Below are 24,893 nucleotides of genomic sequence, written 5' to 3'. Positions count from 1 at the left end.
CGAATCATTGCCCACAGAAACAGAAACGCCCGCCGAACAGGTCGGCGGGCGCTCGTCGCTGGTCTGGTGATCGCTTGTTCAGGTTCCGGGCGCGAGGCGTTCGTTCTGAACCCAGCCGACGTTGTCGTTGTCGTCCATGACTTCCCACCAGGCGCCCTCGCGGTTGCCGGTCGGATAGAGGCGCAGACCCACGGGCAGGGCCCGCACGACCGAGCCGCCGTTGGCCGAAGAGCGCAGGGTCGAGGCCTGCTGGACCGTATAGGTCTGGATCGGAGCCGCCTGCGCCGCCGAGCCGCCCTCAAGGCCGCCCATCTGGGTCACCATGTCGGTGTAGGCCTGGATGAAGGACTGGGCCACGATGCGGCCGATTTCGGTGTTCTCATAGCTGCCGCCGCCCAGGGCGCCGGCGCCGAAGCCGGCGGCGCCCACGCCCCAGCTCATGTCGCGCTTGGAGGCGTAGCCTTCAGTGACCAGCTGGGTTTCCGAGGTGCGGACATTGGTCAGCGACAGAACCGTGTTGGCCTCCATGTTCCGCGTGCGCAGACCGCCCACGAGCGCTCCGGCGCGGCCACCGAGAGCGGCGCCGGCCAGGCCCGCCAGTGCGTTGCCGCCCGTGTTGGCGTTCTGGCTCGCGATTTCACCCACCAGCACATAGTCGGCTGCGCGGACCTGACCGCCGCCGACGTTGGAGCCACGCTGCAGATCGCCGCCAGCAGCCAGCTCGCGTTCGCGCTGAGCCACGCTCATGCCTGTGCCGCGATCGACCAGGGTGAAGCAGCCCGAACGTTGAATGACCACGCGCAGCAGGCTTTGCGGCGGGGACAGCTGTAGATCGCGCCAATAGTCGGACTGGCCATCCGCGATGGTGATGGAGCCGAGGCTTTCGCGGCAACGTGGAATTTGCGCCATCTGGGCGTCCTGCGTCCGCTGGGCGTTGCTGCGCCGCGCCTGGGCTTCGGCAGGCGCGGCGGCGGCGACCGCGGTCAGGGCCGTCAGTGCGACGGCGGCGAGACTAGCGATTTTCATGAGACAGATCCCCCTTGAGCAAGCTGGAAGGGAACTGAACTACTGTAGCTTTGCAATAAGCCCAAGACGGTTGCCCGACATTTAGCCCTTGAAGCCGTCTCCGGCCAGGAAGGCGGCCTCGTCTGTCGTCGTCTCTCGAGCCAGGCAGGCGTTGCGATGTGGGAAGCGGCCGAAGCGGGCGATGATGTCCCGGTGAATGACAGCGAATCTGTAGGTGTTCGGCTGGTCGGTCTCGTCCAGCAGGGTTAGGAGGGTTTCCTGATCCGCAAGCGATTCCGAATGCATCAACGGCATCAGGACGAAGGGGCGCAGGGCATGCGCTACCTTTCGGTCGTCGCCTCGTGCAATGGCGGCCTTGGCGAACATCAGGGCCAGGGAATCGGTGGCGAACATGTGCGCCGTGTCGCGGAAGGCGTTTCGCGGCAGCTGGTCCAGCAGGATGATGAGAGCCAGGCTTCCTTCAGGCGTCGCGGTCCAGTCGTCCAGCTTGCGGGCGGCCGCGGCGAAATGGGTGTCGCGGCATCGTTCGGTGAAGGCGAAGTCGAAGGCGGCGTCCTTGGCGAACCATTTGTCGGGACCGGCTTCGATCCAGAAGGCGACGACTTCGGAGGGGGTAAGCAGCTTGACCATGCAGCGAAGCTAGTCGCGCACGCACGCAAATGCACCGCCCCGAAAGGGGAAAATCACCTGGCGATGTAAGGAAAAATGGTCGGAGTGAGAGGATTCGAACCTCCGACCCCTGCGTCCCGAACGCAGTGCTCTACCAGACTGAGCCACACTCCGACATTTCTTCCCGGCGCGGGCCAGAGGCCGTCGTTGCGTCGAGGAGGGGGCTTATAGCCATCCGTTTCAGACCTCGCAAGCGGGGATTTTGCGGCTTTTTAGAAACTCGCTGCTCGATGAAAATTCTTATGTTTTCAGTGTTGCATCCCCGAAAAGCTTGGCGTATCTCACCGCTCCTCGCAGCGACGAACTGCGGGGCGCACTGGTCCTGCTGGGGAATGGTGTAATGGTAACACTACGGTTTTTGGTACCGTCATTCTAGGTTCGAGTCCTAGTTCCCCAGCCAACCACCAGATGATTTCAAGCATCATCTAGAGATGTCGCCGCTCAAGCACCTTGGGCGGCTTTTTTCTTGCTTAGTGATGTTGAGCTGTGAGCGGTTCCATTGAGCCGTACTGGAAGGTGAGCCTGTATTCGTCCGGGCGCTTCAGGGCTTCCACAACACTGACGGCGATAGCCATGGCGTGCTCGCGCAGGTCAGGAACGGCCGTAGCCTCCCAGAACAGGCTGCGAGTCAGCGGTCCGATGGCGAAGAGGCGATTGTGCGCCAGCATGCGGCCATCGATCAGGCGGCTGCCAGGATCGACGGCGAGGCCGAGTCCCAGAGCCGCGGGAGCGGCCAGTCCCTGTTTCAACAGGTCCTTCAGCAGAGGGTCGTTGCTTTGGGCGACATCGCCGCTGGGGCCGGTGCAATTGATCGCCGCGTCGAAGCGACGGGGGCGGGGACGAGAATCACCGCGATGTTGCAGAATCGCTTCGACTTCGCCGTCGCGAAACGAAAGCGCGGTGATGCGGGCGGCGATGACCTCCAGTTCCTCGGAGGCCAGCATGGCTGTGACTTCACGGGCGACGCCGGGAGCCAGGCGGTGGCGATGATTGTCCCACAGCGCGCGTAAATGGCGCAGGAAGCGGCTACGTTCGGGCAGGGACCAGGATGACCAGAGGGGGCGGGCTGAATGGCGCACGTCATCGACCACCGTGCGCCAGTCGGCTTCGCTGGCCGCGCGCCTTACTTGCCGGAACACCTCGATGGGGCGGCCGACATAGGTGCGCTTTTGAGAGGCCATGGTCGTCGAGCCGTGGCTGCGGGGCAGCAGGCCGTGTCGCGAGACGGCGGTGAAGCGCCGACCCGACTGACGCAGGGCGATGGCTGCATCAACCATCGTCAAACCTGCGCCGATGAGCAGGATGTTGTCGGTTTCGGGCGGCAGGGCGTTCAGTGCGCGCCACGGATCGCTTAGGTAGCGGCCAGAATCGGCGAGGGCGGGATCCAGGTCTGATGGCTGGGCAGGACTGAGATTGCCTTGAGCAAGGACCACAGCATCGGCGACCGTCGAACTGCGGCCATCCAGCATGACTTTCCAGCCGTCGCCTTGCGGGCGGATGGCGCTTGCCTCGCCGCGGATCAGGGACAGGCGTCCGCCGTCCCGGTCGGGGCGTAGGGCCTGATCCAGCAGGTGGGCCAGATAGCGGCCGTAGTCGCCTCGAGTGATGAAGTCGTCGCGGGCGAACCAGGCAGGCTGCTCAGCCATCCAGTCCGCCAGATGGTGCGGCCGGTCGGGAAAGGCGCTCATGTTCGACAGGCGGACATTGAGCAGATGTTTTGGGTTGCCGGTCGCATAGGCGGGGCCGAGGCCAAAGACGCCGCGCCGCTCGATCAACTGCACCGAAACATCCGGCGACATCCGCAGTAGGTTGAGCGTGGTCAGCAGGCCGCTGAACCCTGCGCCGATGATCGCGACCGTGGGCCCGCTCATGCGCTTTTCGCCAGGACATGGAAGCGGCGGGGATGCAGGCGGACCGGCGCGCCGGGCGCCAGGGTCGCCAGCGGGTCGCCGATGGGTCGTTCCAACTCCAGTCGGCGGCCGTGCAGGGAGACGGCCACACGGGCGCGATCGCCGCGTCGCAGGCTGGACATGACCACGCCGACCAGGCCGGTGTCGGCGGCTTCCAGATCATCCGGGCGGATGCAGAGAAGGGCCTCGCCGGTCGGGGCGTCGGACGGCGCGCGCCAGTCGCTTGACACGACCTCGCCGCGCGCCACCGTGGCCTGAAGCTGCAGACCTTCCCCAAGGAAGTCATGGACGAAGGCCGAGGCGGGGCGGTCATAGAGGGCTTGCGGCGTGTCCACCTGTTCGATCCGGCCCTGGCGCAGGATGGCGACGCGGTCGGCCAGTTCCAGCGCCTCTTCCTGGTCGTGGGTGACGAGGACCGTCGTCACGCCGGTCCGCTCATGCACCTGACGCAGCCAACGGCGCAGGTCGCGGCGGACGCGGGCGTCCAGGGCGCCGAACGGCTCGTCCAGCAGCAGCAGGCGCGGCTCGATGGCCAGGGCGCGGGCCAGGGCGACGCGTTGGCGCTGGCCGCCGGAAAGCTGGCTGGGGTAGCGGCCGCCGAAGCCTTCCAACTGGATCAGGCGCAGCAGGTCCTGAACCCGTTCGGTGATCTCTGCGCGGCCGGGGCGCGCGGCGCGCGGGCGGACCTTCAGGCCGAAGGCGATGTTGTCGGCCACGGTCATGTGGCGGAACAGGGCGTAGCTCTGGAACACCATGCCCACGCGGCGCTCGCGCGGGCTGAGGGCCAGGAAGTCCTCGCCGTTGAACCGCACCTGTCCGGTGGAGGGGCGATCCAGACCGGCCATGATGCGCAGCAGGGTGGTCTTGCCAGAGCCGGACGGGCCGAGCAGGGCCAGGAACTCGCCGTCACGGACCGTCAGGCTGACGTCGTCCAGCGCGGGCAGGCCGTCATAGGCGCGGGTGATGGAGGTGATGTCGAGGGTCATGTCAGCGCCGCCCCCTCGCGGCGAGGTCGTCGGCGTGGCGATGCTCAAGGAAAGACTTCAGCACCAGGGTCACGAGCGCCAGAACCGCCAGCAGGGCGGCGGTCGCGAAGGCGCCGACGAAGTCGTACTCGTTGTACAGAATCTCGACGTGCAGCGGCAGGGTGTTGGTCAGGCCTCGAATGTGGCCGGACACCACCGAGACGGCCCCGAATTCTCCCATGGCCCGGGCATTGGCCAGCAGCACGCCGTACAGAAGCGCCCAGCGCACGTTCGGCAGGGTGATGAAGAAGAAGATGGCGGAGGGTCGCGCGCCCAGCGTCAGGGCGGCCAGTTCCTCGTCCGAGCCCTGTTGCTGCATCAGCGGGATCAGCTCGCGCGCGACATAGGGCAGGGTCACCAGAATGGTGGCCAGGACGATGGCGACGGGGGTGAACATGATCTGCAGTCCAGCGGCGTTCAGCCAGGGCGCGAACCAGCCCGAGGCGCCGAACAAGAGGACCCAGACCAGACCGGATATGACCGGGGACACCGACAGCGGCAGATCGATCAGGGCCATCAGCAGGGTCTTGCCGATGAAGTCGAACCGGGTGACGCACCAGGCGGCGGCCAGGCCGAATGCGGCGTTCAGCGGCGTGGCGACGGCCGTGGTCAGCAGGGTCAGGCGGGCGGCGGCCCAGACGTCGGGTTGGGATAGGCTGGCGAGAGCGACGCTCGTCCCTTTGCGCAGGGCCTCGATCAGGATGACGCCTAGCGGGGCCAGGACGATCAGCACTAGCCACAGTAGGGCCAGGCCGATCAGCAAGCCGCGACCGAGGCCGCGCTTGCGAGCGGCGGAGGCAGGCGCAAGGGACAAGGCTCTGGCGGTCATGCGCCGCGCCTTGCGATCAGCGTCTGCAAACCGTTGAATCCCAGCAGGATGAGAAAGGATAGGATCAGCATGGCCATGCCGATGGTCGCGGCCCCGGCGTAGTCGAACTGCTCCAACTGGGTGACGATCAACAGGGGAGCGATCTCGGACCGCAGCGGCATGTTGCCGGCGATAAAGATGACCGAGCCGTATTCCCCGACGCCCCGTGCGAAGGCGAGGCCTACGCCGGACAACAGGGCGGGCAGGAGGGCGGGCAGGATGATTCGCGTGGCCGTCTGAAACGGCGAGGCACCCAGGGTTTCAGCCGCCGCCTCGACCTCCTGGTCCAGGTCCTGAAGCACAGGCTGGATGGAGCGGACGACGAAGGGCAGGCCGACAAAGATCATGGCCACGACCACGCCGGCAGGCGTGTAGGCGATCTTGATCCCCAGCGGCGCCAGCAGCCCTCCGATCGGGCCGTTCTGCGCGTAGAGGGCGGTCAGGGCGATCCCGGCCACGGCGGTTGGCAGGGCGAAGGGCAGGTCAATCACGGCGTCGGCCAGCCGCTTGCCCGGAAAGTCGTAGCGGGTCAGCACCCAGGCCAGCAGCCCGCCCATCACCGCATTGACGGCGGCGGCGACAGCGGCGGCGACGAAGCTGAGCCTCAGGGCCGCCTGGGCGCGCGGCGAGGTGGTGGCCGCGATGACGCTATCCAGCCCGTTCTCCCACGGTCGGATCGCCAGGGCGGCCAGGGGGATGAGAACGAACAGCGACAGATAGGCCAGGGTGAACCCCAGCGAGAGAGAGAAGCCGGGCAGGGGGCTGTGCGCCTTCCAGGTCGCCGATGGGGTCATGATCGTCGGCCGGGTTGGTAGATCTGGTCGAAAACGCCGCCGTCGGCGAAATGGCGTTTCTGCGCCGCGCTCCAGTCGCCGAAGTCCGAGATGTCGGCCAGGATCAGGTGCGCGAAGCGGTCGGCGAAACGCGCGGCGACGGCTGGCTCGCGCGGGCGATAATAGTGTTCCGCCGCCAGAATCTGGGCTGGTTCGTCATAGAGTTGCGCCAGATAGGCCTCGGCGCGATCCCGCGTGCCCTTTTGCTCGACCACCTTGTCGATCACCGCCACCGGCGGCTCGGCCAGTATGGAGAAGGGCGGGGCGACGATATCGACCTGATCCGGCCCCAGTTCGCGTGCGGCCAGGAAGGCCTCGTTCTCCCAGGCCAGCAACACGTCGCCGATGCCGCGCTGGACGAAGGTGGTGGTCGATCCGCGTGCGCCCGTGTCCAGCACCGGCACGCGGCGGAACAGTTCGGTAATGAAGGCTTGCGCCGACTGCTCCGTCCCGCCTGGACGGCGCAGGGCGTCTGCCCAGGCCGCCAGATAGTTCCAGCGCGCCCCGCCCGAAGTCTTGGGATTGGGGGTGATGACCTCGACGCCCGGCTTCAGCAGGTCGGGCCAGTCGCGGATGCCTTTCGGGTTTCCCTTGCGGACCAGAAAAACGATGGTCGAGGTGTAGGGGGAGGCGTTGTTCGGCAGGCGGGTCTGCCAGTCGGCGGCGATCAGGCCGCGTGCGGCGATCTCGTCGATGTCAGACGCCAAAGCCAGGGTGACGACATCGCCGGGCAGGCCGTCGATGACGGCGCGGGCCTGCTTGCCCGACCCGCCGTGCGACTGCTCGACGGCGAAGGGCGCGCCGCCCTTTTCACGCCAGCGGGCCAGAAAGGCCTCGTTGTAGGCGCGATAGAACTCGCGGGTTGGATCATAGGAGACGTTGAGCAGGGCGGCCTGGGCCCCTTGGGTCTGTGTGCATCCGCCGAGCGCCAAGGCGCCGGCGCCAAGAAGAAGTGCGCGTCGATCCGTTGCAAGTCCCGACATCACGCCACCTCCCGCACGTCTTCGGCGATCCATTGCGGGGTCGGCAGGCCCTTGCTGCGCAGGAAGGCCGGGTTGAACAGGCGCGAGGCGTAGCGCGTGCCGGGGTCGCACAGGACGGTGACGATGGTCTTGCCGGGGCCGAGGTCGCGGGCCAGCCGCACGACACCGGCCAGATTGACCCCTGACGATCCGCCCAGCGACAGGCCTTCGTGCGCCACCAGATCGAACAGAATGGGCAGGAATTCAGCGTCTTCTATGCGATAGGCGTAGTCAGGCGTGAAGCCTTCCAGATTACCGGTGATGCGGGCCACGCCGATGCCCTCGGTGATCGAACTGCCTTCGCCAGTCATCTGACCCTGGGTGAACCAGTTGAACAGGGCCGCGCCCGCCGGGTCGGCCAGGCCGATCTTCACATCCGGATTGCGCTCGCGCAGGAAGGCGCCGACGCCGGCCAGGGTGCCGCCGCTGCCGACGGCGCTGATAAAGGCGTCGACCTTGCCGCCCGTCTGCTGCCAGATCTCGGCGGCGGTGCCCTCGTAATGGGCGGCGCGATTGGCGGTGTTGTCGAACTGGTTGGCCCAGAAGGCGCCGTGAGGCTCGCTGGCGTTCAGCTTGCGCGCCACCTCTTCAGAGTAGTGGACGAAGTGGTTGGGGCTGGAGAAGGGGGCGGCGTCCACCTCGATCAGACGCGCGCCCAGCGCCCGGATGGCCAGCTTTTTCTCTTCGGATTGCGTGCGGGGCATGACGATGACCACGCGGTGGCCCAGGGCCGCCCCGACCAGGGCCAGGCCGATGCCGGTGTTGCCCGCCGTGCCTTCCACGATCACGCCGCCGGGCCGCAAGGCGCCCGAGGCCTTGGCCTTCTGCACGATGGACAGGGCGGCCCGGTCCTTGATGGATTGGCCGGGATTGAGGAACTCGGCCTTGCCCAGGATCTCGCAGCCGGTGGCGTCTGACAGGCGGTTCAGGCGGATCAGCGGCGTGTCGCCGATGAGGTTGATGATGCTGGAAATGGACAAGGTATGTCTCTGGATCAGGTCGCAAGATGGGATCGGGCGAAGCGATGGACGGCCTGGGTCAACAGGCCGGGGCCAGAGTTCGTCCGTGAATGCCGCATTCGGTCTTTTCCTGACCGGACCAGCGGCCGTCGCGAGCGTTCTCGCCAGCTTCGACCGCGCGGGTGCAGGGCCAGCAACCGATGGAGGGGTAGCCCTGCTCGACCAAGGGATGACGCGGCAGTTGATGGTCGTGCAGCCAGGTTTCGATCTGCTCGGCCGACCATGAGGCCAGAGGATTGACGGCCAGGACGCCGTCGATGGCTTCGAAGGGATCAAGCGTGGCGCGCTGGCGGTTCTGGTAGCGTTTTCGGCCGGTGATGCGGGTGTCGAACCCCTCTAGCCCCTTGGCTAGCGGTTGGACCTTGCGAAGATCGCAGCAGGCGTCGGGCGCATGGCGCCACAGGTCGCCATGGGGGTCCGAGGCGGCCAGACTGGCGGCGTCCGGTTGCACGTCGCGTACCTCCGTCAGACCCAGCCGTTCCGTGAGCTCGCGGCGATAGGCCAGTGTCTGGAAGAAATGCTGGCCGGTCTCCAGGAAGACGACGGGCAGGTGGGGCTGAACCCGCGAGATCAGGTGCAACAGGACGGCCGCTTCGGCGCCGAAGGAGGATATGGCGACGGCCTTACGGCCCAGGGCCGGGTCCAGAACCGCCCGTAGCAGGTCGTCCGCATCTGCGTCGGCCCATTGGGCGTTGAGACGTGCGGCCAGGGCGACGGCGTCTTCGGCGGCGGGCGCATGACGTCGCCGCCAGACCAGGAGATCATCGCCGGATGCGGGCTGATAGGCCGCGCTGAAGACCTGATCCATTCGTCGCCAGGGAGCCGGGTCGGCGCCGGGCGTCAGCTCGACCGCGTCAAAGCCGCAGCGGCGCAGGTGGCGGACCTGATCGGGCAGGATCTTGCCGGCAGCGATCAAACGACCCTGATAGCCTTGGCCGCGAAGGACAGCCGCCAGCGAGAAGCCCCGCCCGTCGCGAAAAGTCTCGAACTCCAGGATCAGGCTGTCGTTGGCCGCAGCCGCTGCGCGGATGTCTTCTGCAGGGGTCGAAACGGTCAGTCGGACGCCGTCCGGGGCTTGCTCAAGCAGCTGCATCGATCGGCTCATAGATGGCGGTACGGAAGGGATCGGCGCCCAGGCGGCGGACCGTGTCGATGAACAGCTCGCCCTCGGCGCGGATTTCCAGATAGCGATCCAGGGCGCGGGCGATGGCGGGGGCGACTTCCTCGGCGGGCAGGCTGCGCCCGACGATCTCGCCCAGGGCTGCCTGCTCGTCGGGCGATCCGCCGACCGTGATCTGGTAATATTCCTCACCCTTTCGATCGACGCCCAGAACGCCGATATGGCCGACGTGGTGATGGCCGCAGGCGTTGATGCAGCCGCTGATGTTGATGCGCACCGGCCCCAGCTTTTCCTGCAGGTCGGCGTCGGCCAACTGGCGCGACAGGGCCTGGGCGACGGGGATGGAGCGGGCGTTGGCCAGGCTGCAGTAGTCCAGTCCCGGGCAGGCGATGATGTCGGTCGCCAGATCGGCGTTGGCCGTGGCCAGACCGGTTTTACGCAGGCGGCTCCAGACCGCGTGGACGTCTTCCAGCCGGACGTGCGGCAGGACCAGATTCTGTTCGTAGGAGGCGCGGACTTCGTCGAACGAGAAGCGTTCCGCCAGATCGGCGACCACCTCCATCTGATCCGCCGTGATGTCGCCGGGCACGCCGTCGACGGGCTTCAGCGAGATGATGATGGCGCCGTATCCGGCCTGCTTGTGCTCTCGCAGGTTCGACCGGATGAAGCGGGCGAACTCGGCGTTCAGGCGACGGGCGGCGTCATAGGCGGGGCTGGTCGCGGGCAGGTCCGCGAACGGCGGGGGCGTGAAATAGGCCTGAATGCGCGCCAGTTCCGCTTCCGGGATGCGCAAATCTTCGAGGCGGAGAATTTCGTACTGACGTTCGACCTCCTCGCGGAAGGCGTCGATGCCGACGGCGGCGACCAGGATCTTGATTCGCGCCTTGTGGATGTTGTCGCGCCGCCCCAGCAGGTTGTAGGCGCGCAGGATGGCGGTCAGATAGGCCAGCAGGGACTGACCCGGCACGGCGGATGCAATCTCCTGCGCGATGTGCGGCAGACGCCCCTGACCGCCGCCGACGAAGACGCGGAACGCTGTCTCACCATCCTCACCGCACACGATCTGTAGGCCCACGTCGTGGGTGCGGATCGCCGCCCGGTCCTTGGCCGCGCCGATGACGGCGATCTTGAACTTGCGCGGCAGGAAGGAGAATTCCGGGTGGATGGTCGACCACTGGCGGATGATCTCGCACCAGGGGCGGGGGTCCTCGATCTCGTCGGTCGCGACACCGGCGAAGACGTCGGTCGTGACATTGCGAATGCAGTTGCCGGAGGTCTGGATGGCGTGCATCTCGACGTCTGCCAGATCGCTGAGAATGGCGGGCAGGTCTTGCAAGGCCGGCCAGTTGAACTGGATATTGGTGCGGGTTGTGAAGTGGCCGTAGCCCTTGTCATAGGTGCGGGCGACATGGGCCAGCTGGCGCATCTGGCGGCTGTTCATCACGCCATAGGGGACGGCGATCCGCGCCATATAGGCGTGCAGTTGCAGATAGACGCCGTTCATCAGGCGCAGAGGTTTGAACTCGTCTTCGGTCAATTCGCCGCTGCTGCGGCGGTTCACCTGATCACTGAACTCGGCGATGCGCTCACGAACCAGGGCGGCGTCGAACTCGTCATAGCGATACATCAGGCGGTCTCGTTTCGGGCGAAGGCGAGGCTGTGACCGACGGTGGGGCCGGTCGAGCGGATGCTCTCTTTGAGTCGATCGCGCCCCGAGGGCGTGCGGCTCTCGACCTCGATCAGATACGGATTGACGAAGACAGCCGGGCGCGACTGGGCCAGAGCCAGGGCGGTTTCGGCGGCGGCCTCGTCCAGCAGACGGGCCGCGTCTATGCTCTCGACGACGGCGTCGGCCTCGCCCAGATAGATGACGCGGCCGTCGTTCAGCCGGTTGGCGGTCAGCAGTTTCATGCCGCGACCTCGATCAGGGTGCGCTCATCGCTGGCCTCAGCCAAGGCTGCGGTTTCACCGATGAAGAGCAGGGCGGGACCGGTCAGATCCATACGGGCGACCAGGGCCGCCAGATCGTCCAGCCTTCCTTTGAAGGTGCGCTGATCCGAACGACTGCCGTTTTCGACCACGGTGACGGGGGTCGCCCTATCACGCCCGGCGGCGATCAGGTTCGACGCGATTTCCTCGGCTTGCCCCGCGCCCATGTAGACGGCCAGTGTGTGGTGCGGGGCCGCCAGCCGCGCCCAGTCGGCGGACTGACCGCCCGGCTTGGGCTGGCCGGTGACGAAGGTCACGGCCTGGGCGTGGTCGCGGTGGGTCAGTGGCAGGCCGGTGGAGGCCGCGCAGGCGAGAGCAGCGGTGATCCCCGGCACGACGATGGCCTCGATCCCGGCGGCGCGCACAGCCTCCAGTTCCTCGCCGCCGCGCCCGAAGACGAAGGGATCGCCGCCCTTCAGGCGCACGACGCGATGGCCAGCGCGAGCCTCGGCGATCATCAGCTGTTCGATCTGATCCTGTGGCACGGAATGGTCGCCGCGTGCCTTGCCGACATAGATGCGTCTGGCGTCGCGACGGGCGCGGTCCAGCACTTCGGCCGAAACCAGTTTGTCGTGAATGATGACATCGGCGTCCTGCAGGGCGCGCAGGGCCTTGAGGGTCAGAAGTTCGGGGTCTCCGGGACCTGCCCCGACGATGTGGACCATGCCTGGGGCGGATGCATCACTGGGCGAGGCCGCCACGTTCAACAGACGCACCATCTCGCGGCGAGCCTCGGCCATGCGGCCCTCGGCGGCCAGGTCGGCGGCGGGGCTGCGGAAGGCTTTCTCCCAGAAGCGTCGACGGGCGAGGAAGTCGGGAATGGCTTCCTTCACCGCCCCGCGTAGTTCGCCCGCCAGTCGCGCGATCGAGGCCACGTTCTGCGGCAGGACAGCTTCGATACGCGAGCGTAGATCGCGGGCCAGGATAGGGGCGTTTCCGCCGGTCGCCACGGCTGCAACCACCTCATCGCGGTCGATCAGGGCGGGGGTGTGGAAGTCGCTGAAGTCCGGTTGATCGACGATGTTTGCTTGCGCTCCGGCCTGACGCGCGACGTCGGCGATACTGCGGGCGAGGGCGACGTCGTGCAGGGCGATGAAGACCAGCCGGGCGCCGTTCAGGTCGGCGGCGCCCGGAAGGCGGGGGATCGGCGTCGGCGCGGCGCGTGGCGTTTCCAGCGAGGCGGGTGCGCCGTCCGGCGTGAACCAGACCAGGTCGGCGGGGCTGTTCAGGAACAGGCGCAGCTTGGCCAGGGCGGCTTCACCCGCGCCGACGACGACGACTTTCGCCCGTTCCAAGGGGATGGATGCCAGAAAGACGCGCATCGACCGATTCCATGATTTGCTGTCTCCCGCCTGCGCTTTTGCGTGGCGGCTCGACATTCAGCATCCGTCGTGCACGATCCTTCCACAAACCAGATTGTCTTCGACTCCCTGATAGGTTTTCTACAAGCGCATGGTTCGACCGCTTTTGCCCCTCAACGCCCTGCGTGCTTTTGAAAGCGCATCGCGGCACCTGAACTTTTCACGGACAGCGGACGAACTGTCGGTGACGCCGGGCGCTGTCAGCCAGCAGATCCGACTGCTGGAGGAGATCATCGGCGGGCCGCTGTTCACGCGTGAAGCACGCGGGCTGCAGCTGACGGAGCTGGGGCGCGCGGCCACGCCCTTGCTGCGCGAAGGGTTTGAGCGACTGATGGATGCCTCGGCCATTCTGCGCGAGCCGCCGCTGAACCGGACTGTTGCGATCAGCGTGGCGCCGTCTTTCGCGTCCAAATGGCTGATGCCGCGCATGGACGATTTCCATGCGGCCCACCCGGACATCGAGGTGTGGATTTCGGCGGACATGGAGCCGGTGACGGTGGGCAAGGGCAAGGTCGATCTGGCCATCCGGTATGGCCCGGGCGACTATCCCGGGCATGTGGTCGAGCGCCTTCTCACCGAGACGGTGATCCCTGTATGCTCGCCTGCGCTGATGGCGGCGCCGCACCCGATCCGCACCGCCGAGGACCTGGCTCGACATACGCTTCTGCATGATATGTCTGATGACGGCGACGCCTCTCGTCCCGACTGGGCCATGTGGCTGAAAGCGCGTCACGCCAGCCATGCGGATGCGCGGCGGGGTTCACGTTTCGATCAATCCAGCATGCTGATCGAGGCAGCGGCGGCGGGGCGCGGCGTGGCCCTGGCCAAGCGCAGCCTGGCTCAGGCGGACCTTGATACCGGGCGTCTGGTCGCGCCCTTCCCGGACGGCAGTCAGGTTCTGGGCTTCGCCTATTTCGTGGTCATGCCGCGAGACCGTCCAGCCTCGCCAGGAACCAAGGCCTTCGTGGCCTGGCTGAAGAAGCAGGCCATCGACTACGACAACAATCTGGACCAGCTCTGAACCTGCTCGCAGATTTTCTGCACGATCGAAACAGGATTGATCGTTTCCTCGACTGACGCCGCCCGCCCTATGTCGAAGGCCTTCAAGCAGGAGGTCGGTCGTGAGCGAAGTCGCAGTTCTGGAACGTGCCCGTGTCGCGGCGCCCGCGCCCTGGACCCCGCAGAAGGTTCGTTGGGTGCGGCGCTGGACCGATCACCTGTTCAGCTTCGCCATAGACCGGCCCGAGGATTTCCGCTTCCGTTCGGGCGAATTCGTCATGATCGGCTTGCCGCCATTAGGAGGATTTGGGCTGGACGGCGCGGGTAAGCCTACGCTGCGGGCCTATTCCATCGCCAGCCCGTCATGGTCGGACGAGCTGGAGTTCTTCTCTATCCGGGTCGAGGACGGGCCGTTGACCTCACGCCTGGTTGATATCCAGCCGGGTGATGAGGTTCTGCTGGGCAGGAAACCGACCGGGACCCTGGTGCTGGACGCCCTGAAGCCGGGGCGCCGCCTGTTCCTGATCGGAACCGGCACAGGGCTGGCGCCATGGCTGAGCGTGGCGCGTGATCCCGAAACCTATGAGCGGTTCGAGCAGGTTGTGGTCACTCACACCGTCCGTCGAGTGGCCGACCTGGCCTATCGTGACTTCCTGCAGACCGGGTTGTTCGAGGACCCCTTGGTCGGGGAGCAGGCGCAAGGAAGGCTGATCTATTACCCGACCGTGACGCGCGAGGCGTTCGAGCGTCCGGGCCGCATCACCGACCGCATCACCAGCGGCGCCTTCTTCCGCGATCTGGGCTTCGACGGTCGCTTCGATCCGGCGCTGGACCGCGTCATGCTGTGCGGCTCGACGGCCATGATCCGCGAGGCGGCGGGCCTGCTGGAAAGCCATGGATTGAGTGAAGGCTCGAACGCCGAACCCGGCGACTATGTGCTGGAACGCGCCTTCGTCGGCTGACCTCTCAGATTTTCTATCGGCCGGCGCGAGATCATATCGTTCGACGCGGACCGGCCCTCCAAGCTTCAAATATCTCTCGTTCAAGACGACCAGTGAGGACCGCAGCCTATGCAGGCGACCGTCGAAAAGCAGAGAGACGCCATCGCGCGTCACGTCCTGCCTCCGCATCTGCGCCGGCTCGAGGCCGAAGCGATCGAGATCCTGCGCGAGGTGGCGGCGACGGCGCGCAACCCGGTCATGATGTATTCGATCGGCAAGGACTCGGGCGTCCTGCTGCACCTGGCGGCCAAGGCCTTCTATCCGGGACGGCCGCCATTTCCGTTGCTGCACGTCGACACGACCTGGAAGTTCCGGGACATGATCACCCACCGTGACCATGTGACGGGCCTCTATGGCGCGCGTCTGCTGGTCCACACCAATCACGATGCGCTGGCGCGGGGCGTTAGCCCGATCACCTCGGGATCGTCGATCCACACCCAGGCGATGAAAACCGACGCCCTGAAGCAGGCCCTGGACCTGCACGGCTTTGACGTGGCCATCGGCGGCGCGCGACGCGACGAGGAAAAGTCGCGCGCCAAGGAGCGTATCTTCTCGTTCCGGGGGGCGGACCACAGCTGGGACCCGCGTCGCCAGCGCCCGGAGCTGTGGCGACTGTGGAATTCCAACCTGGGGCCGGGTGAGAGCCTGCGCGTCTTCCCCTTGTCGAACTGGACCGAGCTGGACGTGTGGGAATACACGCGGGCCGAGGGCGTCCCGGTCGTGCCACTATATTTTTCAGCCCTTCGCCCCGTGGTGGTGCGCGACGGCGCCTTGATCGTGCGCGACGACGAGCGGTTGCCGCTAAGGGAGGGCGAGACGCCTGAACTGCGTCGCGTCCGGTTCCGCTCGCTGGGCTGCTATCCGTTGAGCGCGGCGGTGGAGTCCGAGGCGGACGACCTGGAGGCCGTCATTCGTGAGCTGAAGGTCAGCCGCCAGTCGGAGCGCCAGGGCCGACTGATCGACGCCGATGAGACCGCCTCGATGGAGCGCAAGAAGCGCGAGGGCTACTTTTGATGGACGGCGCCGTGACGACCTTCCCGCCGCAAGCCCGGCGAGAGGAACGCGACCTGCTGCGCTTCCTGACCTGCGGCTCGGTGGACGACGGCAAGTCGACCCTGATCGGTCGGCTGCTGTTCGAAACGGGTCAGGTGCCCGAGGATCAGCTGGCGACGCTGGAACGCGACTCGCGCCGTTTCGGCACGGACGGAGCCAATCTCGACTACGCCCTGTTGCTGGACGGTCTGGAGGCCGAGCGCGAGCAGGGTATCACCATCGACGTGGCCTATCGCTACATGTCGACGTCGCGGCGCAGCTTCATCGTTGCCGACACGCCGGGCCACGAGCAATATACGCGCAACATGGCTACTGGCGCCTCGACTTGCGACGCGGCGGTCGTGCTGGTCGATGCGGTCAAGGGCGTCACGGCCCAGACGGCGCGCCATAGTCGGATTGTGGCCCTGTTCGGCATTCGTCATGTCATTCTGGCGGTGAACAAGATCGATCTGGTGGCGGATGATCCGTCGGTGTTCGAACGCATCCGAGACGCCTATGCCGACCTGGTCGCCGACCTGGGCTTCCGCTCGGTGACGGCCATTCCGGTCAGCGCGCGTCGGGGCGACAACCTGACGGCGCGGTCCGTCGCCACGCCCTGGTACGATGGCCCGACACTTCTACGCGCGCTGGAGGACCTGCCGCTGACAGAAGGCGGGATTACGCGGCCTTTCCGGCTGGCGGTGCAGTATGTGAACCGGCCTGACGCCGATTTTCGGGGCTATGCCGGGACCATCGCATCAGGTCAGGTGAGGGTGGGGGACACTGTGGCGGTCTGCCCCAACGGCCGCACGGCGAGGCTGACGCGCATTCTGTATGGCGATGTCGAGGTCACTCAGGCGTTCGCCGGGGACGCCGTCACTCTGGTGCTGGACAAGGACATGGATGTGGCGCGCGGCGACGTCCTGGCGCCCGTCAACGACCGCCCGGCGGCCTCGGATCGGCTGGATGTTCGTCTCTTGTGGATGGGAGATCAGCCCTTTGATCCTGCGGGTCGTTTTCAGGTCAAGCTGGGAACCCGGACCCTGCCGGCGCGGCTGACCCTGGCGGGCGCCGTCGTCGCCCTGGCCTCCAATGAAGTGGAGGACGGGCGATTGACGCTGTCGTCGCCGGTCGCCGTGGACGCCTTCCGGGACGATCCCGCCCAGGGCGCCTTTGTCCTGATCGATCGGACGACGGGTGTTACGGTTGCGGCAGGGGTGGTCGTCGGCGCGTCCGATCATGCGGCGCATATCCATCAAAGCCCCGTCGCCGTATCGCGTGAGGCGCATGAACTTCTGAATGGTCATCGTGGCGGCGTCGTCTGGCTGACTGGCCTGTCTGGAGCAGGCAAGTCCACGGTCGCCCAGGTCTTGCAGCAGAGCCTGCACGGTCGCGGCTGCCGCACGGTGCTGCTGGACGGCGACAATCTGCGTCACGGCCTGAACCGCGACCTTGGCTTTTCGGATGCCGACCGTGCTGAGAACGTGCGACGGACGGGAGAGGCGGCGCGACTGTTCGCGGATGCCGGCGTCATCGCCATCTGCGCCCTGATCTCGCCGCGACAGTCGGATCGCGACGCGGTGCGAGCGAGCTTCGACGATGACCGTTTCGTCGAGGTTTTCGTGGATGCTTCGCTGGAAAGCTGCCGGGTGCGTGATCCCAAGGGTCTGTATGCGCGGGCTTCGGCCGGCGCCATCACCGGTTTCACCGGTGTCGCCGCTCCCTACGAAGCGCCCAGTGCGCCGGACCTGACCTTGGCTACCGAGCAGCTGTCGCCGACTTCGGCGGCCGACGCGGTGCGCCGTCTTCTTGAGGAACGCGGCTGGCTCTAGGCCGCCGCCACGACTGGATTTTCCTGTGACCTATCTCGTCACCGACGCCTGCGTGAAGTGCAAGTTCATGGACTGCGTCGAAGTCTGCCCCGTGGACTGTTTCTATGAGGGCGAGAACTTCCTCGTCATATCGCCCGACGACTGTATCGATTGCGGGGTGTGCGAACCCGAATGTCCGGTTGACGCCATCGTGGCGGACACCGAGGACACCCCTGACGGCAAGTGGCTGACCATCAACGCTGACTACGCCAAGGTTTGGCCCAACATCACCGTCAAGGGCGAGCCGCCGGCGGATCGCGCCGACTATGAGGCCGAGACCGGCAAGTTCGAGAAATACTTCAGTTCGGCGCCCGGCCGTTAAAAGCCTGTCTTCACGATCATTCTGTCGGCGTGAAGGGGCCGGGCTCTCGCCCGACCCCTCAGCATGCTGGCGCGACCTAGAAGCTCATACGGAAACCGCCGTAGAAGCGCCGTCCCAGGCCGTCGTAGACATCCGGGAAGGTGGTCCAGCCGGTGGCCTGGCCGATATCGCCGTTGGTGCCTGCGACGAACATGTATTCATCGAAGATGTTGTCGACGCCGGCATAGACGCTGACCCGTGAGTTCAGATCGTAACGAACCTGAGCGTTCACGAAGGTCATCGACGGCAGCAGGGACTCCAGGTCGGGGTCGAAGAAGCCGACATCCGCCTCTCCGACATACTGAACGCCGACGGTCGCCTGCAGGGGGCCGCGTGCATAAAGCAGGTTCAGGACGGCCTCATGATCTGGTGAACCCACGGTGCCGGCAAAGGTCTGCGGTGCGGCGCCCGGGAAGGCGGTCGAACCGAAGTCCAGCAGGTGGCTGTAGGTCAGCGAGGCGGAAAGACTGCCAAGGTCGCCCGTGTCGCGGCCGAAGACATCATTGAGATCTGCGCCGTAGCTCGCCTTGAGGTCCACGCCCTCGACGTTGATCTCGGCCAGGTTCAGGTTACGGATGTTGACGTACTGCAGAGCGCCGACCGAGGCGCCGCCGTTGAAACGTTCAATGCCGCCGCAGAAAGGCGATGTCGGATTGAACGACGTCGTGTTCTCGTAGCAGCGGTTGAGCGAAACCTGGCGGCCGTAGGTGCCGACTCCGTCCTCAATCGAGATGTCATAATAGTCGACGGAGACTGAGAGGCGCGACCACCAATCATTCCAGCGTGGATTGAACAGGAAGCCCAGCGTGAAGGTCTTGGAGGTTTCCGGCGTCAGGTCCGGATTGCCTGTGTTGAAGCCGGATACGCCCTGGAATTCCGGCTGTGTCAGGGCGAAACCACCGTCGCGAGCCACGCGAGCGGCTACGGAGGGATCGAGCAGGCAGGCTTGAGCTGTCGCGTCACCGACCGTCGTCATGTTCACGCCGCTGTTCAGAACGACGTTGGGATCTGCGATGTTGGAGCGGGTGTTGAGGAAGGCCGCCTGACCATTATGCAGGGTCACGCCTTCACAGGGGTCCGCGACCTGAGGGAAGGTCTGCGAACCGGCGTTGAAGAGCTCATTGATATTGGGCGCGCGCACAGCCACGGCGTACTGTGAACGCAGCTTCAGCCAGCTGACGGGCAGGTACTCGATCGAGGCGGCCCAGGCCGTGGTAGAACCGACCGTGCTGTAATCGGAAACACGCGCGGCCAGGTTGAGGTCCAGCGCTTGCGCATATGGCAGGTCGGCCAGGAGAGGCACGCGCAATTCCGCGAAAGCTTCGCGAACATTGAAGGCGCCGCGTGTTTCCGGAGTGATATTGCCGGTCGCCAGACCTTTCTGGGTCAGGGGGTCCGGCGTGGAACGCGCTTCCTCCTCGCGATACTCCGCACCGATGACGAAACCGATGTCGCCGGCCGGCGAGACGTTCGGCAGCGTGCCGTTCAGATAGCCGTTGACGACATATTGCTCCTGGAAGGCGTCAAGACTGGTCGCGGCGGCGAAATAGTCGACGGCAGCCTGCGAAATTCCGCCTTCCTGGAAGATATGGATCGGCACGCAGCCTTGCGCGCGGGCGGCCGTATCGCGGCAGACCGTTTCGCCGCCGACGACGACGGCGTCGAGGGCTTGCCTGAAGCGGCTGGTGATGATGTCGCCGTTCGAACGCTGATCGTAGTCCGAGCGACCATAGTTCAGGCTGATTTCGTAGCTGAGGTTTGGCGTTATGTCCCCCTCGAAACCGGCGACGATGCGCGCCATCGATCGTTCCGAGTCATTGCCGCGATTGCCGACGTCGTTGATCCGGCGGCGGAAGCCGACCACCAGATCTTCATCGGCGATGCCGGGGTGCTGGGCGCGAACGGCGGCCGCCAGGGCGGTGGGCACGATGGCGCTGGTGATCGGCACGCCGTAGCGGCATTCGTCGTCGCCGTCGCCGTCGAAATCACGGCAATCCGGCAACTGGTCGATGCCGAATTGGTCCTGGTAAATGGCCTCTGATCCGACCGGATTGCCTTCGATTTCGCTGGAGGTGCGTCCCTGGAAAATAGACATTTCCGAGAAGAAGCGATGCTTCTCGTTGAAGTCGTAGGTCAGCTGGCCGTTGAAACGGATCTGTTCTTCCGGAACGTAGAGCTGGCGCTCAGCGGAGCGGTTATAGCCAAAGCCTGCATTGGTGTAGGGCACGACGACGCCGGCGTCATCCACCACGCGTGTCAGGTTGCCCGCGCCCACACGCGGAATGAGAGCCGTGCCACGCGGTATGAAGGATGAGAAGATGCCTTCGGTCTGCTGGCGCGCCGTAGCGGCGGCGGCATCGATGCACATGTCACGGTCACAGCGATCGCGACCATAGACCGAACCCGTCCGGCGCCAGCCGAGGGAGCCGACGAAATTGCCGCGATCATCGGCGAAGTTGGATCCAAACTTCAGCCCGATCTTGTAGTTCTCGTTGTCGCCGCGTTCCGTGATCCCGCCCTGGGCCGATAGTTCCAGCCCATCGAAGTCCTTCTGGGTGATGATGTTGATGACGCCAGCCAGGGCATCCGAGCCGTAGACCGCTGAAGCGGCGCCCGTCACAACATCCACACGGTCGATGAAGTCGGTGGGGATGGTGTTGAAGTCGACGATCTGGCTGCCGACGACGCCAGCGACGTGGCGGCGCCCGTTGACCAGCACGAGCGTGCGGTTCTCACCCAGGTTCCGAAGGTCCACCGTCGTGACGCCGTTGTTGGCCGTCGAGAAGGTCGTCGAGGTCGGCGTGAAGGTTGAGACGCCTGCTTCCGGCAGCGTGCGCAGAATGTCGCCCGTGTTCATCTGGCCGGTGGCTTCGATGTGCTGGGCGGTGATGACGGAAACCGGGACGGGTGAATCCTGGTTGGGACGGGCGATGCGTGAACCCGTTACGACGATCTCATCGACCGTGGTGGGTTCTGCGTCCGGCGGCCCTTGCGTCGCGGTCTGAGCCAGACCCGGAGAGGCCGCGGCCAGCGCACCCCCGACAATGGTGGTCGCCAACAGACGTCGACGGAAAAATTGTGTTTGCAAGTTCAATGCCCTCCCGGCGCATCCCGGAGGATGCGAGATTTGTAGGATCGCTTCGCGGCAAATGCTCTGCGTGCGAAGCTTTCAAACAGTATCGGTCGGCAGCTATTGATCAATAAACCCTACAATGTTCCCGCGCTTATGATCAAATTTAGTGTTCGAATTATCTCATGAAAAATAATTGCATTATCGCAAGTAATTTCAAGATAGTATTTGTCTCCACGGCTTTACGTGCATTCTGCTCGATATTCTGTCGTAGTAGCTTGGTCCGACGGTAATCTCCTTGCCGCTTATCAATGTGAGGACAAGTTTTCGCCCTCCGCGTCGCCGCATGCCGCGAATGAACCCCAGGTTGACTATGACCGATCGATGGCAACGTACGAACCGATCTGGATCAAGCCGCTGTTCCAAAGAACTTATGGTGTCGCGCACCAGGTGAGCGGCACCACGTGCGTGCAACTCCACGTAATCCCCCTGCGCCAGGATATGATCAACGTCTTCCAGTGGTTGCCTGTGAAGCCCATCAGAGCGTCGTATCCAGATGTCAGTCTCGTGCAGCGATGGTTCGATCCTCTGCTGAAGGGAGGTCACCAGGGTTTGCAACTGGGCGAAGCGTTGGTCCGAATTGCGTGCGTTCAGTCGCGTCTGCGCCCGACGGACGGCGTCGCGCAGACGTTCGAATTCAAAAGGCTTGGTGAGATAGTCGGCGGCGTTCAGTTCAAATGCCTGAACGGCGTGCTGAGTGAAGGCGGTGACGAAGATCACTTCAGGGACGGGGTCGGTCGGGCGCAGGCGCATCGCCACTTCGAGACCGTCAAGGCCAGGCATCTGGATGTCCAGGATGACGATCTGGGGAGTGAGCGATCGAATAAGTTGGAGGGCTTCTTCTCCTGAGCGCGCGGCGGCGACCAGTTCAACCTCTGGTATGCATGCTAGCGCCTGTTTGAGTCGGGCGAGGGCCAGAGGTTCATCGTCGGCGATCAGAATCTTCATGCCGCGATCTCGAACGGGATCTGGATTTCGGCCCGCCATCCCCCGGCAGGATCGAGACCGTAACTCAGAGAGGCCTGGGGGCCATAAAGGAGCTTCAGCCTCTGCTCGACGTTCGCAAGACTACGACCAACGCCGCCAGTACAGGCGGCCCCGGCGCCGTCGTCAGAAACCCATAGCCGTAGTTGGTCTCCGTCACGTCGGGCGCCGATTTCGACCGTCACCGGAGCAATCGATTGCGCCAGGCCGTGTTTGACGGCGTTCTCGACGAAGGGTTGGAGAATCAGGCTGGGCGCCATGGCCGCGAGTGTCGATGGATCGATCTGCAAGCGCCGGCGCAAGCGATCAGGAAAGCGTATTTCCTCGATATCGAGGTAGCGCTGCTGGCTATCGATCTCGCTTTCGAGGCTAACGAGCTCGCGTGGACCCGCCGCGAGGGTGTGTTTGAGAAATCCGGCCAGTTGCAGGAGGGTCGCATCAGCCTCTTGCGCGTGTCCCTGGCCGATGAGGCTGGAGACAGCGTTCAAGGTGTTGAAGAGAAAATGGGGCTGAATCTGGAGCCGCAAAGCCGCCAGCTGTGCTTGCTGCGCGGCCATTCGAGCTTCGATCGTGCGGACTTGCTGACGCCGCAGGTTCTCACCCGCCACCATAACGGCGCACAGGGCCGACCATGTCATGATGGGCCACAAAAAGGAGATGTAGGTGGAGCTCAGGTTGCGGGGGTCGAGGAAGAACTCTCCGCTGTCAGCATGATAATCCGTCAGCACCCGAATATAGCTTGCGTTCAGAACGGTGTGGATCATGCAGACGACAAGCCCCAGGGCAGCTGCGCGCCAGAACCATGCAAAGGCCTGTGTTTCGTGCAGGCGGCGAAGCAGCACCCACATGCCGAGCGTGAGGACAATGCCTGTGCCAAGGCTGGCCATTCGCGCCAGCACCAATCCGTCCAGCTGATTGAAAGCGGAGGGCGAGATCAGCGAGCGGGCGCTGAGCTGTAACGCGTTGATCGTCCAAAAGATGAAGGTGAGCAGGACGACCATGCCGTCCAGACGCGTAAACGCCCAGGCCTGAGTTTTCTCATCATTCAGGTCGTCATGGTCGATCATGGATCCTCTCCGATCGCTTCAAAAAGCATCAACCGTGGCGCGGTGCAAAGCCTGGTCGATGAAGCGGCGCCTTAATGCGACGAACCGGCTGCTCTGGGGCGATGAAAGGATTGCTCGTGTCGACCAATCGCCGTCTTGGCGCGCCCAAGCGATCCTTGCCGGCGGCATAGTCGAGCAAAGAGCAGGGGCAGGGGCGAATGATGAACAGCGAGAAACAGATGGTCCGCGCTATGGGCGCCGCCTTGAGCGAGGTTGAGCGTGTGGCGCCCGGGCTCAGTCTCGGTCAGTTGACCATGTTTTTGCATATTGCGCGGCAAGAGGGGGTTCGCATGACCGATCTTTCGGATCTGTGCGGGCGTTCGGATACGGCGGTGTCGCGTGGCGTGCGCGCCATGGCTGTGGCGGATGATCCAGGAACCCTGGCTCCGGCCTATGGTCTGGTGGAGTTGCTTCGTGGCGTTGACGGACGCAGCCGGCATCTGGCGCTCACGCCGACCGGGGTGGAACTGGCTCGACGACTGACCGCCGTTCTGTGCGCCGATGCTGGTGCGAATCTCTCTGGATATCGCGAGGAGGCGAGCCTGGAAGGTTGATTGCCTGATCAGGTTCGGGGCCAGGCGCGATCTGGAGCTGCGGCGCGTTTTGCACTGCGTGGCCGACGGTCCGCAAAGCGGATTTCAACGCGTTCGAAATCCGTTTCGAGGGCCGACAGCGCCCTGCGGATCTGGCCCTCCCGGGAGCGGATCTTGAAATAATCCTCGGCCTCATACTCGACAGTGATGACGGCCTTGCGCTTCATCGGCTTGAAGCCGGACGGATCAGTGTGATCGGCTACCCCCCTGAGCTGCGGCTGGACGCGTTTCATGCGTCGACCAGGGCGGCGTCGAAACGATATCCCTGGCCTCGAACATTCTCTATCGGCAGGGCGACCTGGGCCTCTCGAAGCACTTTGCGTTTCAGGCGGCTCACCGAGGTGCGTAGCTGGCCAGCTAGATAGTCTCGTTCTGGCAGCAAGCCTTCGGCATTCGCCATGAAGGCGATCAGCAGGGCTTCGTCACGGATGGTAAGGCTGATCTTCAGACCATTCGGCGCTGTCAGGGTCCGTTGGGCCTGATTGAGCGACCAGGTCTTATGGCGTCGAGGCAAGGCGCTGGAAGGCTCGATATTTCTACCCAGAACGGAGTGGAGGCGGCTGAGAACTTCTTGAGCGCCGCCCTGGGCGATCCAGTTGTCAGCGGCCATTTCCACGACCAGCACGCGTTCCAGGGTCCCGCCCTCAAGCGCGACCACGAAGACCCGATCATGTTCCTCTGCGGCAGGATGGAAAGAAAGCATGGCCTCACCCCAATTTGTCGAACATCAACAGGGTGCATCCGTAGCGACGCTTTTGGTCGGGCTAGTTTCAGTTTCCGAATAGGGATTGGTCTTTTTGGTCGCCCTAATCCACGCTTTCGCCGATGCAGTTGGCGTGACGGCTTGAAGCGTCGGTGGCGGACAGGGTGGGATTCGAACCCACGGTAGGCTCTCACCTACGGCGGTTTTCAAGACCGCTGCCTTAAACCACTCGGCCACCTGTCCAGCGCGAGTCGAAACAGCGCGCGGAGCG

General features: G+C 64.9%; 23 protein-coding genes and 3 tRNA genes. 7 read left to right on the top strand and 19 right to left on the bottom strand.

Annotated elements, in window-relative coordinates:
* Positions 1 to 78 precede the first annotated feature (78 nt).
* The 3 genes from ACZ5XO_RS08145 to ACZ5XO_RS08135 all read right to left on the bottom strand — a co-directional run bounded on the left by ACZ5XO_RS08145 (position 79) and on the right by ACZ5XO_RS08135 (position 1,809).
* A complete protein-coding gene (locus tag ACZ5XO_RS08145) occupies positions 79 to 1,026 on the bottom strand; it encodes a CsgG/HfaB family protein (RefSeq protein ID WP_464161870.1) in 948 nt (315 codons plus the stop codon).
* Between the two features lie 81 nt (positions 1,027 to 1,107).
* Positions 1,108 to 1,656: a DUF924 family protein gene (locus tag ACZ5XO_RS08140; RefSeq protein WP_464161869.1), complete on the bottom strand. Its 549-nt coding sequence runs from the start codon at positions 1,654 to 1,656 to the stop codon at positions 1,108 to 1,110.
* Between the two features lie 76 nt (positions 1,657 to 1,732).
* Positions 1,733 to 1,809, bottom strand: a tRNA-Pro gene (locus ACZ5XO_RS08135).
* A 212-nt stretch (positions 1,810 to 2,021) separates the two neighbouring features.
* Between ACZ5XO_RS08135 and ACZ5XO_RS08130 the strand changes: the two genes are divergently transcribed.
* A tRNA-Gln gene (locus ACZ5XO_RS08130) sits at positions 2,022 to 2,095 on the top strand.
* Between the two features lie 70 nt (positions 2,096 to 2,165).
* Here the strand turns inward: ACZ5XO_RS08130 and ACZ5XO_RS08125 are convergent.
* Genes ACZ5XO_RS08125 through cysG form a run of 10 tightly spaced genes read right to left on the bottom strand, consistent with a single transcriptional unit; the run spans position 2,166 to position 12,803 of the window.
* Positions 2,166 to 3,566, bottom strand: coding sequence for an FAD/NAD(P)-binding protein (locus tag ACZ5XO_RS08125; RefSeq protein WP_464164841.1), 1,401 nt, complete (start codon positions 3,564 to 3,566; stop codon positions 2,166 to 2,168).
* Positions 3,563 to 4,591, bottom strand: coding sequence for a sulfate/molybdate ABC transporter ATP-binding protein (locus ACZ5XO_RS08120; protein ID WP_464164840.1), 1,029 nt, complete (start codon positions 4,589 to 4,591; stop codon positions 3,563 to 3,565). The genes ACZ5XO_RS08125 and ACZ5XO_RS08120 overlap by 4 nt, the downstream gene beginning before the upstream one ends.
* A 1-nt stretch (position 4,592) precedes the next feature.
* A complete protein-coding gene (gene cysW / locus ACZ5XO_RS08115) occupies positions 4,593 to 5,459 on the bottom strand; it encodes a sulfate ABC transporter permease subunit CysW (RefSeq protein WP_464164839.1) in 867 nt (288 codons plus the stop codon).
* The gene (cysT, locus tag ACZ5XO_RS08110; protein WP_464164837.1) at positions 5,456 to 6,292 is read right to left on the bottom strand and encodes a sulfate ABC transporter permease subunit CysT; all 837 of its coding nucleotides are present in this window, start codon (positions 6,290 to 6,292) and stop codon (positions 5,456 to 5,458) included. Before cysT ends, cysW begins: the two co-directional genes overlap by 4 nt.
* Positions 6,289 to 7,314 carry a sulfate ABC transporter substrate-binding protein gene (locus ACZ5XO_RS08105; protein ID WP_464164836.1) on the bottom strand — a complete coding sequence of 342 codons (1,026 nt, stop codon included), beginning with the start codon at positions 7,312 to 7,314 and terminating at the stop codon, positions 6,289 to 6,291. Before ACZ5XO_RS08105 ends, cysT begins: the two co-directional genes overlap by 4 nt.
* On the bottom strand, positions 7,314 to 8,333 hold the full coding sequence (locus ACZ5XO_RS08100; RefSeq protein WP_464164835.1) for a cysteine synthase A: 1,020 nt from the start codon (positions 8,331 to 8,333) through the stop codon (positions 7,314 to 7,316). Before ACZ5XO_RS08100 ends, ACZ5XO_RS08105 begins: the two co-directional genes overlap by 1 nt.
* Before the next feature lie 58 nt (positions 8,334 to 8,391).
* The gene (locus tag ACZ5XO_RS08095) at positions 8,392 to 9,465 is read right to left on the bottom strand and encodes a phosphoadenylyl-sulfate reductase (protein WP_464164834.1); all 1,074 of its coding nucleotides are present in this window, start codon (positions 9,463 to 9,465) and stop codon (positions 8,392 to 8,394) included.
* Complete coding sequence (locus tag ACZ5XO_RS08090; protein ID WP_464164833.1) at positions 9,452 to 11,119, bottom strand: nitrite/sulfite reductase; 1,668 nt, start codon at positions 11,117 to 11,119, stop codon at positions 9,452 to 9,454. The genes ACZ5XO_RS08095 and ACZ5XO_RS08090 overlap by 14 nt, the downstream gene beginning before the upstream one ends.
* Complete coding sequence (locus ACZ5XO_RS08085; protein ID WP_464164832.1) at positions 11,119 to 11,403, bottom strand: DUF2849 domain-containing protein; 285 nt, start codon at positions 11,401 to 11,403, stop codon at positions 11,119 to 11,121. Before ACZ5XO_RS08085 ends, ACZ5XO_RS08090 begins: the two co-directional genes overlap by 1 nt.
* Positions 11,400 to 12,803 (bottom strand): siroheme synthase CysG, encoded by a 1,404-nt coding sequence (gene cysG / locus ACZ5XO_RS08080; RefSeq protein WP_464164831.1) that lies wholly within the window; start codon positions 12,801 to 12,803, stop codon positions 11,400 to 11,402. The genes ACZ5XO_RS08085 and cysG overlap by 4 nt, the downstream gene beginning before the upstream one ends.
* 130 nt (positions 12,804 to 12,933) lie before the next feature.
* Between cysG and gcvA the strand changes: the two genes are divergently transcribed.
* The 5 genes from gcvA to fdxA all read left to right on the top strand — a co-directional run bounded on the left by gcvA (position 12,934) and on the right by fdxA (position 18,067).
* Positions 12,934 to 13,863 (top strand): transcriptional regulator GcvA, encoded by a 930-nt coding sequence (gcvA, locus tag ACZ5XO_RS08075; protein WP_464164829.1) that lies wholly within the window; start codon positions 12,934 to 12,936, stop codon positions 13,861 to 13,863.
* Between the two features lie 118 nt (positions 13,864 to 13,981).
* Positions 13,982 to 14,803, top strand: a complete 822-nt coding sequence (locus tag ACZ5XO_RS08070) for a ferredoxin--NADP reductase (RefSeq protein WP_464164880.1) — start codon at positions 13,982 to 13,984, stop codon at positions 14,801 to 14,803.
* Between the two features lie 108 nt (positions 14,804 to 14,911).
* The gene (gene cysD, locus ACZ5XO_RS08065) at positions 14,912 to 15,856 is read left to right on the top strand and encodes a sulfate adenylyltransferase subunit CysD (protein ID WP_464164828.1); all 945 of its coding nucleotides are present in this window, start codon (positions 14,912 to 14,914) and stop codon (positions 15,854 to 15,856) included.
* An 11-nt stretch (positions 15,857 to 15,867) separates the two neighbouring features.
* A complete protein-coding gene (cysC, locus tag ACZ5XO_RS08060; protein ID WP_464164827.1) occupies positions 15,868 to 17,706 on the top strand; it encodes an adenylyl-sulfate kinase in 1,839 nt (612 codons plus the stop codon).
* A gap of 25 nt (positions 17,707 to 17,731) precedes the next feature.
* Positions 17,732 to 18,067 carry a ferredoxin FdxA gene (fdxA, locus tag ACZ5XO_RS08055; RefSeq protein WP_464164825.1) on the top strand — a complete coding sequence of 112 codons (336 nt, stop codon included), beginning with the start codon at positions 17,732 to 17,734 and terminating at the stop codon, positions 18,065 to 18,067.
* 76 nt (positions 18,068 to 18,143) lie between these two features.
* Here the strand turns inward: fdxA and ACZ5XO_RS08050 are convergent, their stop codons facing one another.
* The 3 genes from ACZ5XO_RS08050 to ACZ5XO_RS08040 form a co-directional block, all read right to left on the bottom strand.
* On the bottom strand, positions 18,144 to 21,164 hold the full coding sequence (locus ACZ5XO_RS08050; protein ID WP_464164824.1) for a TonB-dependent receptor plug domain-containing protein: 3,021 nt from the start codon (positions 21,162 to 21,164) through the stop codon (positions 18,144 to 18,146).
* Between the two features lie 228 nt (positions 21,165 to 21,392).
* Positions 21,393 to 22,184: a LytR/AlgR family response regulator transcription factor gene (locus ACZ5XO_RS08045; RefSeq protein WP_464164823.1), complete on the bottom strand. Its 792-nt coding sequence runs from the start codon at positions 22,182 to 22,184 to the stop codon at positions 21,393 to 21,395.
* Complete coding sequence (locus ACZ5XO_RS08040) at positions 22,181 to 23,287, bottom strand: sensor histidine kinase (protein WP_464164821.1); 1,107 nt, start codon at positions 23,285 to 23,287, stop codon at positions 22,181 to 22,183. Before ACZ5XO_RS08040 ends, ACZ5XO_RS08045 begins: the two co-directional genes overlap by 4 nt.
* Positions 23,288 to 23,487: 200 nt before the next feature.
* Between ACZ5XO_RS08040 and ACZ5XO_RS08035 the strand changes: the two genes are divergently transcribed.
* Positions 23,488 to 23,880, top strand: coding sequence for a hypothetical protein (locus tag ACZ5XO_RS08035; protein ID WP_464164820.1), 393 nt, complete (start codon positions 23,488 to 23,490; stop codon positions 23,878 to 23,880).
* Positions 23,881 to 23,888: 8 nt separating this feature from the next.
* Here ACZ5XO_RS08035 and ACZ5XO_RS08030 read toward each other — a convergent pair whose 3' ends face one another.
* The 3 genes from ACZ5XO_RS08030 to ACZ5XO_RS08020 all read right to left on the bottom strand — a co-directional run bounded on the left by ACZ5XO_RS08030 (position 23,889) and on the right by ACZ5XO_RS08020 (position 24,865).
* Positions 23,889 to 24,152 (bottom strand): hypothetical protein, encoded by a 264-nt coding sequence (locus ACZ5XO_RS08030; protein WP_464164818.1) that lies wholly within the window; start codon positions 24,150 to 24,152, stop codon positions 23,889 to 23,891.
* Positions 24,149 to 24,622, bottom strand: a complete 474-nt coding sequence (locus tag ACZ5XO_RS08025; protein WP_464164817.1) for a hypothetical protein — start codon at positions 24,620 to 24,622, stop codon at positions 24,149 to 24,151. Before ACZ5XO_RS08025 ends, ACZ5XO_RS08030 begins: the two co-directional genes overlap by 4 nt.
* A 153-nt stretch (positions 24,623 to 24,775) precedes the next feature.
* A tRNA-Ser gene (locus tag ACZ5XO_RS08020) sits at positions 24,776 to 24,865 on the bottom strand.
* Between the last annotated feature and the right edge of the window lie 28 nt (positions 24,866 to 24,893).

Source organism: Brevundimonas sp. T2-11 (assembly GCF_055397675.1).
The sequence above is the reverse complement of the archived record's forward strand: the minus strand, read 5'-3'. Positions and strand labels throughout refer to the sequence as shown.

Excerpts from the sequence above, each read along its gene's own strand:
- ACZ5XO_RS08030 (WP_464164818.1), bottom strand. The coding sequence starts at position 24,152 with ATGAAACGCGTCCAGCCGCAGCTCAGGGGGGTAGCCGATCACACTGAT.
- ACZ5XO_RS08105 (WP_464164836.1), bottom strand. The coding sequence starts at position 7,314 with ATGTCGGGACTTGCAACGGATCGACGCGCACTTCTTCTTGGCGCCGGC.
- cysG (WP_464164831.1), bottom strand. The coding sequence starts at position 12,803 with ATGCGCGTCTTTCTGGCATCCATCCCCTTGGAACGGGCGAAAGTCGTC.
- ACZ5XO_RS08140 (WP_464161869.1), bottom strand. The coding sequence starts at position 1,656 with ATGGTCAAGCTGCTTACCCCCTCCGAAGTCGTCGCCTTCTGGATCGAA.
- ACZ5XO_RS08090 (WP_464164833.1), bottom strand. The coding sequence starts at position 11,119 with ATGTATCGCTATGACGAGTTCGACGCCGCCCTGGTTCGTGAGCGCATC.
- cysW (WP_464164839.1), bottom strand. The coding sequence starts at position 5,459 with ATGACCGCCAGAGCCTTGTCCCTTGCGCCTGCCTCCGCCGCTCGCAAG.
- ACZ5XO_RS08035 (WP_464164820.1), top strand. The coding sequence starts at position 23,488 with ATGAACAGCGAGAAACAGATGGTCCGCGCTATGGGCGCCGCCTTGAGC.
- ACZ5XO_RS08085 (WP_464164832.1), bottom strand. The coding sequence starts at position 11,403 with ATGAAACTGCTGACCGCCAACCGGCTGAACGACGGCCGCGTCATCTAT.
- ACZ5XO_RS08120 (WP_464164840.1), bottom strand. The coding sequence starts at position 4,591 with ATGACCCTCGACATCACCTCCATCACCCGCGCCTATGACGGCCTGCCC.
- ACZ5XO_RS08025 (WP_464164817.1), bottom strand. The coding sequence starts at position 24,622 with ATGCTTTCTTTCCATCCTGCCGCAGAGGAACATGATCGGGTCTTCGTG.
- ACZ5XO_RS08045 (WP_464164823.1), bottom strand. The coding sequence starts at position 22,184 with ATGAAGATTCTGATCGCCGACGATGAACCTCTGGCCCTCGCCCGACTC.
- cysT (WP_464164837.1), bottom strand. The coding sequence starts at position 6,292 with ATGACCCCATCGGCGACCTGGAAGGCGCACAGCCCCCTGCCCGGCTTC.
- ACZ5XO_RS08125 (WP_464164841.1), bottom strand. The coding sequence starts at position 3,566 with ATGAGCGGGCCCACGGTCGCGATCATCGGCGCAGGGTTCAGCGGCCTG.
- ACZ5XO_RS08145 (WP_464161870.1), bottom strand. The coding sequence starts at position 1,026 with ATGAAAATCGCTAGTCTCGCCGCCGTCGCACTGACGGCCCTGACCGCG.
- cysD (WP_464164828.1), top strand. The coding sequence starts at position 14,912 with ATGCAGGCGACCGTCGAAAAGCAGAGAGACGCCATCGCGCGTCACGTC.
- gcvA (WP_464164829.1), top strand. The coding sequence starts at position 12,934 with ATGGTTCGACCGCTTTTGCCCCTCAACGCCCTGCGTGCTTTTGAAAGC.
- ACZ5XO_RS08040 (WP_464164821.1), bottom strand. The coding sequence starts at position 23,287 with ATGATCGACCATGACGACCTGAATGATGAGAAAACTCAGGCCTGGGCG.
- ACZ5XO_RS08095 (WP_464164834.1), bottom strand. The coding sequence starts at position 9,465 with ATGCAGCTGCTTGAGCAAGCCCCGGACGGCGTCCGACTGACCGTTTCG.